At 51.6% G+C, this 14110-nt stretch carries 17 protein-coding genes and 1 other RNA gene; 13 read left to right on the top strand and 5 right to left on the bottom strand.

Translation table 11 applies throughout. The features are described from left to right. The first annotated feature begins 6 nt into the window (after positions 1–6). Entirely contained in the window at positions 7–2151 is a 2145-nt protein-coding gene (locus Q7R85_01390) for an ATP-binding protein (protein ID MDO8584756.1), read from the top strand. Beyond that, on the top strand, positions 2151–2915 hold the full coding sequence (locus tag Q7R85_01395; protein ID MDO8584757.1) for a HAMP domain-containing sensor histidine kinase: 765 nt from the start codon (positions 2151–2153) through the stop codon (positions 2913–2915). Before Q7R85_01390 ends, Q7R85_01395 begins: the two co-directional genes overlap by 1 nt. Before the next feature lie 75 nt (positions 2916–2990). Here the strand turns inward: Q7R85_01395 and fmt are convergent, their stop codons facing one another. The 3 genes from fmt to Q7R85_01410 all read right to left on the bottom strand — a co-directional run bounded on the left by fmt (position 2991) and on the right by Q7R85_01410 (position 4637). Beyond that, complete coding sequence (gene fmt, locus Q7R85_01400) at positions 2991–3812, bottom strand: methionyl-tRNA formyltransferase (GenBank protein ID MDO8584758.1); 822 nt, start codon at positions 3810–3812, stop codon at positions 2991–2993. Positions 3813–3901: 89 nt separating this feature from the next. After that, complete coding sequence (gene def, locus Q7R85_01405; protein MDO8584759.1) at positions 3902–4378, bottom strand: peptide deformylase; 477 nt, start codon at positions 4376–4378, stop codon at positions 3902–3904. After that, the gene (locus tag Q7R85_01410) at positions 4353–4637 is read right to left on the bottom strand and encodes a hypothetical protein (GenBank protein MDO8584760.1); all 285 of its coding nucleotides are present in this window, start codon (positions 4635–4637) and stop codon (positions 4353–4355) included. Before Q7R85_01410 ends, def begins: the two co-directional genes overlap by 26 nt. A 255-nt stretch (positions 4638–4892) precedes the next feature. Here Q7R85_01410 and thpR point away from each other — a divergent pair, with 255 nt between their 5' ends. Genes thpR through rplI form a run of 3 tightly spaced genes read left to right on the top strand, consistent with a single transcriptional unit; the run spans position 4893 to position 7160 of the window. Further along, positions 4893–5453, top strand: a complete 561-nt coding sequence (gene thpR, locus Q7R85_01415; GenBank protein MDO8584761.1) for an RNA 2',3'-cyclic phosphodiesterase — start codon at positions 4893–4895, stop codon at positions 5451–5453. Between the two features lie 19 nt (positions 5454–5472). Next, positions 5473–6732 carry a S41 family peptidase gene (locus Q7R85_01420; protein ID MDO8584762.1) on the top strand — a complete coding sequence of 420 codons (1260 nt, stop codon included), beginning with the start codon at positions 5473–5475 and terminating at the stop codon, positions 6730–6732. Then, positions 6729–7160, top strand: a complete 432-nt coding sequence (rplI, locus tag Q7R85_01425) for a 50S ribosomal protein L9 (GenBank protein ID MDO8584763.1) — start codon at positions 6729–6731, stop codon at positions 7158–7160. The genes Q7R85_01420 and rplI overlap by 4 nt, the downstream gene beginning before the upstream one ends. 67 nt (positions 7161–7227) lie before the next feature. Here rplI and rpmA read toward each other — a convergent pair whose 3' ends face one another. Further along, positions 7228–7509, bottom strand: a complete 282-nt coding sequence (gene rpmA / locus Q7R85_01430; protein ID MDO8584764.1) for a 50S ribosomal protein L27 — start codon at positions 7507–7509, stop codon at positions 7228–7230. A gap of 125 nt (positions 7510–7634) precedes the next feature. Here rpmA and Q7R85_01435 point away from each other — a divergent pair, with 125 nt between their 5' ends. Beyond that, the gene (locus tag Q7R85_01435; GenBank protein MDO8584765.1) at positions 7635–7772 is read left to right on the top strand and encodes a hypothetical protein; all 138 of its coding nucleotides are present in this window, start codon (positions 7635–7637) and stop codon (positions 7770–7772) included. A gap of 5 nt (positions 7773–7777) precedes the next feature. Here the strand turns inward: Q7R85_01435 and Q7R85_01440 are convergent, their stop codons facing one another. Next, positions 7778–9085, bottom strand: a complete 1308-nt coding sequence (locus tag Q7R85_01440; protein ID MDO8584766.1) for an FAD-dependent oxidoreductase — start codon at positions 9083–9085, stop codon at positions 7778–7780. 26 nt (positions 9086–9111) lie between these two features. On the opposite strand from Q7R85_01440, the gene pgk reads away from it, so the two are divergent. The 7 genes from pgk (at position 9112) to Q7R85_01475 (ending at position 14059) form a co-directional block, all read left to right on the top strand. Next, positions 9112–10227, top strand: coding sequence for a phosphoglycerate kinase (gene pgk / locus Q7R85_01445; protein ID MDO8584767.1), 1116 nt, complete (start codon positions 9112–9114; stop codon positions 10225–10227). A gap of 59 nt (positions 10228–10286) precedes the next feature. Then, positions 10287–11123: a DHHA1 domain-containing protein gene (locus tag Q7R85_01450; GenBank protein ID MDO8584768.1), complete on the top strand. Its 837-nt coding sequence runs from the start codon at positions 10287–10289 to the stop codon at positions 11121–11123. 1 nt (position 11124) lies between these two features. After that, positions 11125–11565 (top strand): ribonuclease HI family protein, encoded by a 441-nt coding sequence (locus Q7R85_01455; protein ID MDO8584769.1) that lies wholly within the window; start codon positions 11125–11127, stop codon positions 11563–11565. 8 nt (positions 11566–11573) lie between these two features. Then, positions 11574–11931, top strand: an RNA gene (gene rnpB / locus Q7R85_01460) — RNase P RNA component class A. A gap of 46 nt (positions 11932–11977) precedes the next feature. Further along, entirely contained in the window at positions 11978–13399 is a 1422-nt protein-coding gene (locus Q7R85_01465; protein ID MDO8584770.1) for a DUF2079 domain-containing protein, read from the top strand. A 46-nt stretch (positions 13400–13445) separates the two neighbouring features. Then, positions 13446–13814: a response regulator gene (locus Q7R85_01470; GenBank protein ID MDO8584771.1), complete on the top strand. Its 369-nt coding sequence runs from the start codon at positions 13446–13448 to the stop codon at positions 13812–13814. A gap of 50 nt (positions 13815–13864) precedes the next feature. Then, positions 13865–14059, top strand: coding sequence for a DUF1059 domain-containing protein (locus tag Q7R85_01475; protein MDO8584772.1), 195 nt, complete (start codon positions 13865–13867; stop codon positions 14057–14059). Positions 14060–14110 lie beyond the last annotated feature (51 nt).

A 14110-nucleotide genomic window follows, 5' to 3' on the forward strand; every position in this document is an offset into this window, starting at 1 on the left:
CAGGGTATGGAAAGCGCAACTGCATTCGCGCCGCTTATCAGCCAGCGGGTGGAGCTCATCCTCGGCCTTATCGCGTTTGTGTCCTCAACATATTTGGGGCTGATGGTGTATTTGCGTAATCCGAATAGCGCCACGCATCGTCTGTTCGCGGTCATCGCGGCGCTTATTGATACGTATATCGTCGTTAATTATTTATCGCTTCATCCGCCGGTCGCGACCAGCGACAACCAGTTATTTTGGATCCGTGTTGTTATGTTTGTGACGTCGTTTATCGGGCCGATGCTTTTTTTGCTCGTGCATACATTTCCGCGCGACACCATCACGCTCCGCAAGCGTTATCTCGCGCCGTTGCTCATACTCATGTTTCTCTCGGCGACGCTTGCGATGACGCCGTTGGTGTTTGAGAAGCTGGAATACATAAGCGGCGAACCGATTCCGACTCCGGGAATCGGCATGCCCGTATTTGTGCTGGATTTCGGCGGACTGTTTTTCTGGAGCATCATTTGGCTCATATACAAATATCGGAAAACAAGCGGCAAGGAAAAGGCGCAGCTGCAATACTTTCTTTTCGGAATTCTTTTCACGTTCGCGATTATGGGCGTCGCGTCCAACCTGACCGTCGTACTGGGAAAAACATCCGCGTTTGTTTTTTTGGGCCCCATCGTGCCCGTGATTCTTATGGCGTTTGTCGCGGCATCTATCGTGAAGCATCGTTTCCTGGATATTAAGCCGGTCATTGCGCGCGCGGTGTCATACACCTTGCTTATCGTTATACTCGGCTTCCTTTACACCGGAGTGCTCTTCGGGTTTACAACGCTCGTGCTCGGGGGTTCGGTTGAGCCGCGTGTTGTGGCGTTAAGCGTGCTGCTTGCCGGAATCGCGGCGCTAACGTTTCAGCCCGTGCGCCGGCGCATTGAAAAGTTGACTGATCGGATCTTTTTCAAGGCGCAGTATGACGCGGACGCGCTGCTCGGAACCCTCACGCGACACATGATTGAAACCATTGATCTTGGCGAGCTGGCAAAAAAGGTGTTGGGTACGCTTATTGCTGAAATGCGCGTCAGTAAAGCCGCTTTTCTGCTTCTTGACCATCACGCGGTTGTCGGCGCGAAGGGTGTGGGGTACGACGAGGAAGCATTGCGCCAGGCGCCGCTGGATTCCCTGTTGCATAGCCAGACAATCGCGGACCAGAACATCGTGACGTTTGAGGATATTCACAATAACCCCGAAGGGCTTGATGTGTTGCGGAAATACGACATCGCGCTGATGATTCCTATCCGCGTCGGCGGTGACGAAGTCGCGATTTTGGCGCTTGGGCCAAAGCGCGCAGGGGATCTCTATAGCAGTAAAGATATAGGACTGCTTTCCATTTTTTCTTCGGAGTCCGGCATCGCGATACAAAACGCGCGCCTCTACAACGACTTAAAAGAGAGCGATGAGATGAAGTCGCAGTTTATTTCCGTTGTTTCGCATCAGATGCGCACGCCGATTTCCGCCATTCGTTGGAGTCTGGAACTGCTGCAGCAGAAAAATCTGGAGGAGGCGAAGCGCGTGGAATTCTTGACGAACGCGCACCATAACGCGATCTTTATTGCCGGCCAGCTGGACGACGTGCTGACCGTGCTTGCCATCCAAAGCGAGAAGGGCGGCCTGCAAAAGAGCGCGTGCGAAGTGCACACGCTTTCCGTTGACATTGTGTCGTCGCTACAGCACCAAATTCAAGATAAGCATTTAGACGTGAAACTTGAACTTTCCGGCAACGCGTCGCTGATTTTATGCGACGCGAAGAAAATTCAAAAAGCGATTCAGGTGCTTATTCAAAACGCGATTACCTATACTCCGGAAGACGGCCACATTGTCATTCACTCGGAAAACCGGACGTTGAACGGGAAAAAGCATTTTGTACTTTCGGTTTCCGATACCGGCCTCGGACTGACCGACGAAGAGAAGAAACGGATTTTTGATAAGTTTTTCCGCAGTGAGGAAGCGCGTCTCATTGCTCCGGACGGCATGGGGTTGGGCATGTTTATCGCGGAAACATTTGTTGCCCAGCACGGCGGCACGCTATGGGTTGAGTCAGCCGGACGCGGAAAGGGCGCGACATTCTTTATTGCGTTGCCGGTGAATACCGACGATGTTACGATAAGGTGATGGAATATCTCAAAAGACAAAGTGTGGGCAACGTGAAGAAGTCACCGGACGTCGCGGGCGGGCAGGAATTCATCGCGGTAATCGTGCACCAGCTGCGCACGCCGCTTTCGGTTATCAAGTTTGTTACGGAGGAATTGCAGCGCATGGAAGGCAAGAATCTGACCGAAAGCCAGCATAAAAAACTCGCCGCAATTATGGAGGCGGACGAGCGCGCGTTAAACTTAGTCAATAATTTTCTTGGCGCGGCGGCGCTCTTGGGCGGGGAGCAACATCTGGAAATCAGCGAATGCAATCCGCGGCATGCGTTTGAAATTATCGTAGATACCTTGCGCCCGATGGCAGCGGTAAAAAATCAGGAATTGGTGTTCACCGCGCCGCATGAAGTGGAACCGGTGCGCATATGCAACGAGTACCTGGACCGCGCGTTCCAGAACATCTTAGACAACGCGATAAGTTATGGGGATGAAAATTCAACCGTTACGGTGGCACTCAAGAAACTTGAGAGCGAGTATGAGGTAAGCGTGAACAATCGTGGTCCGGTTATTCCGGAAAACGAATTGCCGGATATGTTTCAAAGATTTCACCGACTGCCCGAAGCGGAGGCAATCAAGCCATCAGGATCGGGGCTTGGCCTCTTTATTGCGAAGGCCGGAGTGGAGTTGAATGGCGGGCGAATCTGGATAACATCCGACAAGCGCGATGGGACAACGGTGTACTTTACGATTCCCCTGCCAAAACAAACTCACGGCGTTATCCACGGATAGCGCTTCAAATCCGCTCGGTTGTGTCCAAGAGCGAAGCTCGGAGACACATTATAGTCTTCAAAGGCGAGAATCCGGCTATGGTCGTATTTGCTTCCCTCCCTCGTATTGGATGAGTGTGGGGACAAGGCATCCGTCGCGGATTTCGGCTTCAAGAAGTTTCAAGCGGACGCGCTTTCCTTTTTTTTCCACAAGCGTATAGACGCCCGGGTCGGGAGTTAACGCGCGGATTTTCCGGTCAATTACCGCAGGATCATCCTTCGCGAAATCTACAAAACCATTCTCAGTGGAAAACTTTTTTGTGTATGTCGCGGCGTCCTCATTCTGCGCGCGCGGAGCAATGTTCCCCGTGACAAAACGAGGAAGCGTATCAGCGAGAAGCTCGCCGCTTAAACCTCCTAGTTTTTGCAGCAACGTTTCATAAGTTTCGCGAGCTGCGATAGGCAGCGCGCGTGTTGCGAGTAGTGCTCCGTGGTCAACTTTTTCATCCAGCATGAATAAAGTGACGCCGGTTTCGGCTTCCCCTGAAAGTATCACGGATTGGATCGGTGACGCTCCGCGGTAGCGCGGAAGGAGTGACGGGTGGACTCCTATTGTTCCCAAACGAGGCAGGCCGATGATTGATTGTGGGAGAATTTTTGCGTACGCGGCGACGACGGCGAAGTCGGGCTTAAAACCTGAGACTTGGAGCTTGAAACCCTCGTCCAACTTTTCTGGCTGCAGGACCGGAATGCCATGTGATTGCGCCAAAACTTTTACCGGTGGGGGAGTCAGGACTTTTTTCCGCCCGAATGGCCGATCGGGATTGCAGATAACCGCCGCAGGCGGCATGCTCGCGTCGATGAGTTTTTCGAGGATAATCTCGGCGAAACGTGGGCTGCCGAAAAAAATATACTTCATAAACAAGGTTGTCCTTCGATAAACTCAGGAGCTAAAATTTTTATTCCCTGAGCTTGTCGAAGGGCTACAATAAATTTGATAACGAGTCCTTAGATATTAGAAATTTTATGGAGTTCCTTCGCTTTATCTATGAAAAGAACCCCATTAAGGTGGTCAACTTCGTGCTGAAACACCCGCGCCAGAAGACCGCGCGCCTTTATCTTGAGCGGACGGCTGTTGCGGTCGGCGCCAATGAGTGTCACTCTTGCGGCGCGAGAAGTCGGTCCGTAGGTCCCAGGGACACTCAAACAGCCTTCGTCAAGCATCTCGGTTTCCACGGACATCTCGGTAATAACCGGATTAAAAACAGCATAAAACTTGTTATGTACCAGGGCCACAAACACTGAGCTGTTAAGGCCGATCTGGTTTGCCGCGAGCCCAACGCCAGAAGCCGCCGTCATCGTTGTTCGCATCGTACGCAAAAGCTCCGTAATTTGCGGTTTTGTATAAAACGCGAAATCGAACGGAGCGGTCTTCACGCGGAGTACGGATTCCTCCTTTTTATTTTTTATCGTGAGAATGTTCATTGCTATACAATAATTTCATAAAATACGCGCCTTTGTTGCGGATATTGTTAATTTCGGCAACAGATTTCGCGAGTGTCATCATTTTTTCCGTTCCGAACTGCTTGGCAAGCTTGATATACAGGGCTTTATGGGGCTCATCCGCGAGTAGTTTTGCGACCTCAAGGCCGATAAACTGATAGCTGCGGAAGATATGGCCGCCGTTTTTCCGGTCGGCGATTGTTTTGAGATAGTCGCCGGATGCTTCTTGGATTGGACGCATAAGATACAGTATAAACAAAGAATGACATAAATGCAAATTTTTGCAAGAAGAAACCGGTCTTCGGATGGTATAATTATTATATAGAAGGTTTTACGTCTGCGCCCGAATCGGTCGGGCTAAAGCCTTCGAAAGGTCGCGTAATGCGCAGAAACAACAAATATGTTTGACCCAAAACCGATAGTTCCGCCACAGAAATAGGCTGGCCCAAACACCCCCCGATGACCATCGCGGGGGTGTTTGTTATAGTATAGTGATATGCAAAAGAAACGGATTTTTATCGCAATCAACCTGGCCCCGGGAGTCCGCGATGAGTTAGGGAAACATATCGCGGATTTAGTCGCGGAGCTTCCGGAATCCGTACGGTTTGTGCCACCGGAATTTTTACACTTTACGTTGACGTTTTTGGGCGATCAAACCGATGAAACTATCGGGGACATTGTTTCTGTGATGCGGGATTTGGTTCCGCAATTTACACCACCGGAAATCGCGATAACGGGCGTCACATACGGTCCGCCAGGCAAGGCGCCACGGATGATTTGGGCAATGACTGACGAAGCTTCGTCGGAGGCGATCGGCGAAATCAAGACAGCAATAGAAGACGCGCTTTCTGATCGCGGTGTCCGCTTTGAGCGTGAGGCGCGTAAATATCTCGGACACCTGACACTGGCGAGGTTTGAACGCGCGGAAAATCTTCCGAACATAGAGATGCCGATCAGTATCCGCTTTATTCCCGAGAGCGTGGACCTTATGGAATCAGGCCTAAAACGCAGCGGCGCGGAGTACGGATTGCTTACCGAGATAGAATTTGGAGAATAAATAGGGTAATATAATACGTATGAGGAAAATATTTACACGCATCATTCAAAATCGCATCACGAAACTTTGCGCCGCGCTCTTGGTTATCGGAGCGGTCGCTTTTGCCAGTTATTGGTTTGGCACGACGCATCCGTCGACGCTGGTCATTAAAGGGGTGACGAATATCGAAAATGATCCGAAGGTGACCGCGGATTTCAGCGTGTTCTGGGAAGCATGGAACCGGATCAAAGACGAGGCGTTAAAGGGTTCGGAGTTAAAAGAAGGGGATATGACATACGCCGCCATCAGCGGTTTAGTGAAATCTCTGGATGATCCGAACAGCGTGTTTTTCCCGCCGGCTGACGCGCAAAAATTTGAAGAGGATGTCGCCGGAAATTTTGGCGGAATCGGAGCGGAGATCGGCACGCGCGATGAGATTATTGTTGTAATTGCGCCTCTCAAAGACTCACCATCCGAAAAAGCCGGCATCCGGAGCGGAGACAAAATTTTAAAGGTAGGTGATAAATCAACGACCGGAATGAGCGTTATGGATGCGGTAAAAATCATCCGCGGCCCGAAAGGCACATCAGTAACGCTTAATGTATTTCGCGATGGGTGGGACAAACCGAAAGATTTCTCCATTGTACGCGACACCATCATGGTGCCGACGATGGACTGGAAGATGCTGGATGGTCACATCGGCTACATCCATATTAGGAATTTTAACGAAAATGCGCCAGGGTTGTTCGCGCGCGCGGCAAAAGAGTTGGTTGCCGATGGAGTTAATGGGCTCATCGTTGACGTTCGCGACGATCCCGGAGGATTTCTTGAAGTCGCCGTGACTCTCGCCGGATGGTTTATGGAGCAGGGGAGTCTGGTGGTTACGGAAGAGTTCCGCGCAGATGCTCCGCAACCGAAAGAACAGTTTCGCGCGTATGGAAACGGGTTGTTTATTCCGGTGCCGATTGTGGTACTTATCAATCAAGGTTCCGCGTCCGCGTCGGAAATTTTAGCCGGAGCGCTTCGGGACAATCGCGGCGCGATAATGGTCGGAGAAAAATCGTTCGGCAAAGGCACGGTGCAAGAATTAAGGCGCTTACATGACGGTTCCAGTATGAAACTTACGGTCGCGCACTGGCTGATGCCCAAAGGCGATCTCATTGAAAAAAACGGAATTAAGCCGGACTATGAAGTGAAGATTTCCGACGAAGATGCTAAAAATGGAAAGGATTCGCAGCTGGAGAAAGCGCAGGAGGTGATAAAGGGGATGATTGAAAAAACAGTGGCGCAGAAACCATGAGAGTGATTTTACTGAAAGACATCCGTGGCATCGGCCGCCACAACGACGTAAAGGAAGTCGCCGACGGTTACGCGCGGAATTTTCTTATTGCCAAGGGACTTGCCTCGCCAGTAACACCAAAAGCGATTGCGGAGAAAGCTGCCGCGGGCAGACACGAAAGCGCGGTCATGCAGCGGCTTACCGACGCGGCCGAGGCACTCGGCAAAGAAACATTGAAATTCGCGCTTCGCGGAGATGCGAAAGGGACTCTGTTCGGCGCGGTGAGCGGGGAACAGGTTGAAGCCGCGCTGCGCGCCAAAGGTTACGCGGATGCCAAGGTTACGCTGGAACGGCCACTTAAACACGCCGGCGAGCAGAAGGTTGAAGTGCATTTTCCGCGCGGAGTAAAAGGCACGGTTCGCGTTGTGGTTGAGGCGATGGCGAAATAATTACTTAATACGACAAAAACCGGTAGCCTGAGGCTACCGGTTTTTGTTGTATTACGTTATCGAATTACTACGCCGCGAGGTTCACGCACACAATAGTCGCGGTTCGCTGTTTACGGTCAAAACGGATCTTGCGCGTGGGGATAAACTCCACCACGCCGTCGCGGATAGCGTAAAGTGTATCGTCAGCGCCCTTCCGGACTCCGGCTCCGTGCAGGAAGTGGCTTCCGCGCTGGCGGATGATAATTTCACCGGCAAGAACGCCTTGCCCATGGTTCTTTTTGACACCAAGACGCTTGGAGATGGAATCGCGTCCGAGCTTTGTAGAGCCTGTAGATTTTGTAGATGCCATAGCTTAAATGCTCCTATTCTTGCGTACACTGACAGTATAGTTTATGCTGGGTGGTGTGTCAAGCGTAAGTTGTGGGTGTCAGATCATGCACATATAAGCGCCCGATAACGCGCCGATTTACTCATATGAACATATGGCTTGCCGCGCATAAGCGCGAGATGATACTCGTAACGCTCGTCGTCCTTATAAGCACGATCAGTTTTGCGTCCGGCTATTTGTTTGCCCGCGACGCAGAAAAAACCCCCATCGTGATTACGCAGTAGCGCGATTATCCTAGCCGGTCATTCCGTAAAAAAATACGAAGTCCTTTGAGCCACGTGATGACGGTGCGTCCAGGGGGGAGTATCGAGGAAAGATACGAAAGCTCAATAAGCCCCTTCAAGATCCACGCGAGGAATCCTGAAAAAATAAACGGCCCTATTTTTGCGATGGCGTATTTGCCGCCAACCGGAATGATGTACGGATACTCTACGGGATGATAACGCAACAGCGCCACGCTATGACGGCGTTTTTCAGCGATAAGAATCTGCCGCATGATATTGCTCGCGACAATGTCCGCTTGAATAAGCGCTGCCCGCGCGACAAGCGGCACGGGTTTTTTCGTTACCGGGTCAAAAAAGCACACGGCGTCGCCGATGCCGTAGATAGTCTCATAAAGTTTCAAATCACCGGTCTGCGGAAAGCACTGCATCTCGCCGGCGACCTCAACGCGCCCTTTTGATTCCCGCTTCAGCGGCAGGGAGCCCATGAGCGCTGCGGCTCTCACGCCGCCGGTCCAAATAAGAATGTCGTACGGCGCCGTATGGCCGCTTTGCAGCGTTACTTCGGCGGAGGTAACGCCCGTGATGCGTTCGCTTGTAATAACCGTAACGCCAAGATGCGATAAACGCGCCGCTGCCTTTGCGATGATGCCCGAGGCATATCCTGTAAGTATTGTAGGCGCTCCTTCAATGATTGTTACCGTCGGCGCGCATGCGAGGTGAATCTTCGCGCGGAGTTCGGTAAACCACCCTTGGAGTTCACCGGCAAGCTCTACGCCGGTTGAGCCACCGCCACCGATAACAATACGCAGCGTTCCGCCTTCCGCGTAGCGCGCAAGTACGCGGTCGCGGAGCACGATAGCGTCCATAAAAGACTTGAGCGGCAACGAATGTTCATGGAGCCCCGGAATGTCAAAGTAGTTGGTTTCGGAGCCCATCGCGAGTACAAGATAATCAAATTTCATTTCATGGCCGCCGCAATGAATGTCGCCGTTCGGAAGATCAAGCGCCGTTATGGCATCGTGGATAAAGTTGATTTCAGGGAATCCGGAAACAAGGGAGGCGACATCAAACGTAACGATATCGCGGAGCTGGATATAATTCGCGGTTTCCTTTGATGTGGTCGCAACCTCGTAGAGTGTCGGCGTATAGGTATGGTAGCTGTTGCGGTCAATGAGATAGAGCGCGTAGCGGTTGGTGAGCCGCGCTCTACGCAATGCTTTCGCGAGTAATATTGCTGTTCTGAGCCCTCCAAAACCCGCGCCCAAGATGACGATGGATTTCTTCTCGGAATGTATTCTCGTTGCGGTCATCATCCCATCAGTATATAATAAAATTTATCATGAAGACACTGCGCGACATACAGGCATCCGACCTCTCGAGCGAAGTTGTCATTCTTCGTGTTGATCTAAACGTGGAAGACACGCACGATTCCTGGCGCAGAGAAGCAATCATCCCAACGTTAAAGTGGCTCCTGTCGCGCAATGCCCGCGTGCTGATGATCAGCCATCGCGGACGGCCGACTCCGACGGACAATGCCGCGTCCGCGGCCGGCAACTCATCCGTAACGCTCCGTGGTAATGTCGCGCCGCTCGCGCGGATGTTGGGAAGAGCGGTGATGTTCATCGATCATTTCCGCTTTGCTGAAATTCGCGATGCGCTCCGCGCGGCTCCCGCGGGAAGCGTATATCTTATGGAAAATATCCGACTGCTCATGGGCGAGGAGACGAATAGCGCGCCGCTCGCGAAAACGCTCGCGTCGCTCGGAACGTTGTATATAAACGACGCGTTCGCGGTGTCGCACCGTAAGCACGCTTCGGTCGTGGCAATCACGCGCTACCTCCCGTCATATGGCGGGCTGCTCATGGAACGTGAATGCGGAACACTCCGAGAAATGATAAGCAAGGCGGCCCATCCGTTTGTGGTAATCATCGGCGGCATTAAGGCGCAAGACAAGATGCCGGTTATCAGCAGATTCCTGCCACGCGCGGATACATTTCTTTTCGGCGGAAGCATTGCGAATACCATACTTAAGGCGACAGGGACGGACATTGGGGATTCGGTATGTGATCCAGAGTTTATCGCGCTTGGAAAACGATTGGCAAAAAATAGAAAGGTTGTTGTGATGCGCGATTGGCTTTGGGACAAAAATAAAATACTGGACATCGGCCCGGAAACAATCGCGGATTTCACGGCACATATCAAAACAGCAAAAACGGTGCTGTGGAACGGCCCGCTTGGCCTCGTGGAGCATACACGTTACGCGAACGGTTCCGTCGCAATCGCCGAGGCAATCGCGAAAAGCAAAGCGTTTTCCGTTGTCGGCGGAGGCGAAACAACCCAACTCATCCGTTCACTTGGTCTGCAGAAAAAAATTTCTCTGCTTTCAACCGGTGGAGGAGCGATGCTTGCATTTCTCGCCGGCAAAAACCTGCCCGGCATTGAAGCGTTAAAGTGAGCCGGCGGCCCGATTCGCATTATTTTTAGAGCCCAATTCGCGATATTCGTGATTACTATATGAAAAAAGACATCGTCGTTATCTACCACGGTGAGTGCAAGGACGGTTTCGGCGGCGCGTTCGCGGCGTGGAAAAAATTCGGTAACCGCGCGCGCTACATTCCGTATCGGCACGGTGACGTCCCGAAAACGGATTTTTCCGGCGCGACGGTATATTTCATTGACCTTTGTTATTCCGTGCCGGAACTGAAAATTGTACGCGAGAATAACGAGCGCATTGTCCTCATTGACCACCATAAATCAAACGCGGATAAGGTTGGGCTGGTTGATGAGTCGCTGTATGAAATGGAACACTCCGGATCGGTGCTTGCGTGGACGTACTTCCATCCGAAGGTAAAAATGCCGAAGCTCCTCACATATATTGAAGACACCGATTTGGGAAGGTGGTCGTTGCCGCACACGCGCGAAGTTTTTTCTTATATCGGCGCGCATCCGTATGAATTTAACGCATGGAGCCGTCTCGCGAAAACATTTGAGGGGGCGCCGAGCCGGAAGCGCGCGATCGCCGAAGGAAAATTGGTGCTTGCGCGAGAAACAAAAATCATACAGGAGCTTGCCGCGGACGCTGAACTCGTTGAGTTTGAGGGATTCCGGTGTTTTGCCGCGAACTCGCCGATGCTTGTGACGGGTATCGGAACCGAACTTGTTCGCCGTAACCCCCCTATAAGCATTGTGTGGGCAAAGCGTGGCGGCTATTATCGCGTATCGCTCCGATCGGTAGGGGAAGTGGACGTTGCGAAAATCGCGCAAAAATACGGCGGAGGAGGACATAAAAACGCGTCGGGTTTCACGATTCCAGAAAATACGCCGTTCCCGTGGAAGGCGGTAAATAACTAATATGGCAGCACAGATGCTTTTTCCAGACAAAGAGTTGGTTATCTCCACTGACGGCGGAGCAAGAGGGAATCCGGGCCCGGCCGCTATCGGCGCGGTTGTCGGAGGGAAACCATACGGTGAATATATCGGGGAGACAACAAACAATGTCGCCGAGTACAAGGCGCTGATTTTCGCGCTGAAAAAAGCGATTGCGTTGCTCGGCAAAGAAAAAGCAGAGGAGACGAATATACATTGCAACATGGACAGCGAGCTTATCATCAATCAAATGAACGGGATATATAAGGTTAAAAGCACCGACCTGCAACCGCTCTTTATTGAGGCGTGGAACTTGCGCCAGGACTTCAAATCGGTACGCTTCACGCATATTCCACGCGAAGAAAACAAGCTCGCCGACAGAATGGTCAACGAGGCACTTGACAAAGCATTAAAAAGCAGTTTATGATTAATCTGTTGGTTATGCACGCGACTGCTGTCGCCTCAGGCGACAGAGGAAAGTCGGGGCACTCAGGTCGCCTTAGGCGACCAAAGGTAGCAGGTAACGCCTGCCGGTGGTAACACAGAGGTGCGATCAGTGACGTTCCGATCCGCAAGGGTTGGAAAGGCCCCGTCTCAAGCTTGATGGCCTAATCCGGTTATAGAGACAAAAAGACCGGAGTGAAACGGCAAAACCCTTACCCGAGTGCAAGGCCGTGGTCGCCTTTGGCGACAGTGCCGCTAGAGGTGGCGAGCGATCGCCATCCCAGAGAAATAGTTGCGTCATCCGCGTAAAGCGAATGAGACAGAACCCCGCTTACGCATAACCGATCAAAAACTCCCCCTTGGGGGAGTTTTTGTTTCCTGATAATATAGTAAATATGACTTCCTTGCACGCGTATCGAGCGATCGTCGTTGCCGTCATACTCTACATCATCATATTCGGCGTCGTAACCGCGCTCCGCCACTATAATTTCCAAACCCAAACCTGGGACATGGGCGTGTTTGATCAGCTGTTTTGGAACACTATTCACGGCCGCATCATGCAGGGGAGCATCGAGGAAATCCCGGATCACTTCGGCGTCCACTGGAGCCCGGGGCTATTACTGCTCGTGCCGGGTTACGCGCTCTTTCCCTCACCATACTATTTGCTTTTTATCCAAGTCCTGGCGCTCGCCGCTGGCGCCTTGCCGCTCTACCGACTTGCAATGCGCATGTTGCAACGGGAATCGCTCGCGAAACTTATCACTGTCGCGTATCTCTTGTACCCATCCCTGCATTGGCTAAACCTTTTTGATTTCCACGAAATCGCCTTTTTTGTTCCGGCGCTGCTTGCGGCGCTCTACTATGCCGACGCCGAGCGGTGGGGATGGGCGTCGTTTTGGTTCGCGATTGCCGCAAGCATGAAGGAAGACGCGATTATTGCCGTGGCGTTTGCCGGACTATATTTTCTTATTCGCCGGAAAGACGCAACATTCGCGTGGTGGAATCGCAATCGGTTATACGCGGCGTTCATCGCGCTCGGCGCGCTGCTCTACATTGTATTGGCGGTTAAGGTATTTATGCCGGCATTCGGCGGGGGATTACTGCGCCTCGACCGCTACGCGGCGCTCGGGAGCTCGGTTGGAGAAATTGTAACAAACCTTGTCCGTAATCCGACGCTGTTTGCGCGCACCATTCTCACGCTTCCGAAGATGGATTATTTGCTTTGGCTGTTCGCGCCGCTCGCGTTTTTACCGCTATTTTCCGGCCGGGCATTTTTGCTTATCGTTCCGGGGCTGCTGGAAAATCTTTTGACCACAAACCGGTTTCAGTTTTCAACATTCTATCAATACGACGCAATCCTTATTCCGGGAATGTTTTTTTGCGCGGTCTACGGGTTGCGCAATGTCGTGAGACGCTGGCCGGCATGGGAGCGCTTTGCGCGGCGAGCTCTTGTCATTGCTGTCGCTATCGGATTCTTTGTGCGCTCGCCCGTGAATCCGTTTACATTCCCGTTTAATCTTTTTGGAACAAACTCACGCTGGCAGATATTTCGTGAATTATCGCGGGACATTCCCGAAAATCTTTCCGTTACCGCGCAAACAAACCTGCTCCCGCACCTTGCGCACCGCGAAAAAATATACCAACTCGGCATGGAGCGCGCGTTCGCGGATGTCGCGTTTATCGACATCAATGATCCGTTCGGGTTCGGCGATAATACCGACGCGTTCGCCGCGTACGCAAAACAATATATTGAAAACCCAGCTTACGATGTTACCGCGTATAACGATCGCTACGTTGTTGCCAGAAAAAAACCGTAAGCAAACCGGCAGTTGACGTTACCGACGAATGAAGCATACTTAAACCATGAAGCAAATTCTTATCATTGATGACAACGAATCTTTCCTTGCGGCATTGCAGGAAATGTTGTCTCAAAAAAAGGATATTACGGTGCTTACCGCGACGAATGGCGAGGAAGGGTTGCGTGTTGCGGAGGAGCGCAAACCAAACCTCATCGCGTGCGATATCATGATGCCAAAAATAAACGGCATTGAATTTTTACGCCAATTAAAACTAAACCCTGAGTTCGCGCGTGTCCCTGTTGTTATGATGACTGTGCTTGAAAGCATGCACATGATCGAAGAAGCAATCAAGCTTGGGTGCGTCGGCTACCTGGAAAAACACCGTCTTGATTTGAAAGATCTTACAGAAAAATTGTTGAATTTTCTTCAATAGACAACGGAAAGTCGGGTGAAAGGTCGTTCGCTCAATACAAAAATACTCAAATGAAATCATTCGCATGCCGGGATATGGGGTTTGACTGCGACTACGTCGCAACCGCGGAGTCCGTGGAAGAAGTTATGACAAAAGCGGATAGCCACGGAGCGGCCGTCCACAAAGCAGCCGTGGAGGAGATGGTCAAGAAAATGACAGTAGAAGAATTGAAGGCGGCGGTACAGTCAAAGGTGAAAGATCTCTAAGAACAAAAAAGCAATAAACTGAAATACCCTCCGCAGTGGAGGGTATTTCAG

This window comes from bacterium (assembly GCA_030649055.1).
Classification (GTDB): Bacteria; Patescibacteriota; Minisyncoccia; order UBA6257; family JAUSGH01; genus JAUSGH01.

Bases quoted from the DNA above. Each gene is read 5' to 3' on its own strand.
- Q7R85_01410 (MDO8584760.1), bottom strand. From the start codon at position 4,637: ATGCGTCCAATCCAAGAAGCATCCGGCGACTATCTCAAAACAATCGCC.
- pgk (MDO8584767.1), top strand. From the start codon at position 9,112: ATGAAGACACTGCGCGACATACAGGCATCCGACCTCTCGAGCGAAGTT.
- Q7R85_01395 (MDO8584757.1), top strand. From the start codon at position 2,151: ATGGAATATCTCAAAAGACAAAGTGTGGGCAACGTGAAGAAGTCACCG.
- Q7R85_01420 (MDO8584762.1), top strand. From the start codon at position 5,473: ATGAGGAAAATATTTACACGCATCATTCAAAATCGCATCACGAAACTT.
- Q7R85_01470 (MDO8584771.1), top strand. From the start codon at position 13,446: ATGAAGCAAATTCTTATCATTGATGACAACGAATCTTTCCTTGCGGCA.
- rpmA (MDO8584764.1), bottom strand. From the start codon at position 7,509: ATGGCATCTACAAAATCTACAGGCTCTACAAAGCTCGGACGCGATTCC.
- Q7R85_01440 (MDO8584766.1), bottom strand. From the start codon at position 9,085: ATGATGACCGCAACGAGAATACATTCCGAGAAGAAATCCATCGTCATC.
- Q7R85_01455 (MDO8584769.1), top strand. From the start codon at position 11,125: ATGGCAGCACAGATGCTTTTTCCAGACAAAGAGTTGGTTATCTCCACT.
- fmt (MDO8584758.1), bottom strand. From the start codon at position 3,812: ATGAAGTATATTTTTTTCGGCAGCCCACGTTTCGCCGAGATTATCCTC.
- Q7R85_01390 (MDO8584756.1), top strand. From the start codon at position 7: ATGGAAAGCGCAACTGCATTCGCGCCGCTTATCAGCCAGCGGGTGGAG.
- Q7R85_01465 (MDO8584770.1), top strand. From the start codon at position 11,978: ATGACTTCCTTGCACGCGTATCGAGCGATCGTCGTTGCCGTCATACTC.
- thpR (MDO8584761.1), top strand. From the start codon at position 4,893: ATGCAAAAGAAACGGATTTTTATCGCAATCAACCTGGCCCCGGGAGTC.
- Q7R85_01435 (MDO8584765.1), top strand. From the start codon at position 7,635: ATGAACATATGGCTTGCCGCGCATAAGCGCGAGATGATACTCGTAACG.
- Q7R85_01475 (MDO8584772.1), top strand. From the start codon at position 13,865: ATGAAATCATTCGCATGCCGGGATATGGGGTTTGACTGCGACTACGTC.
- rplI (MDO8584763.1), top strand. From the start codon at position 6,729: ATGAGAGTGATTTTACTGAAAGACATCCGTGGCATCGGCCGCCACAAC.
- def (MDO8584759.1), bottom strand. From the start codon at position 4,378: ATGAACATTCTCACGATAAAAAATAAAAAGGAGGAATCCGTACTCCGC.
- Q7R85_01450 (MDO8584768.1), top strand. From the start codon at position 10,287: ATGAAAAAAGACATCGTCGTTATCTACCACGGTGAGTGCAAGGACGGT.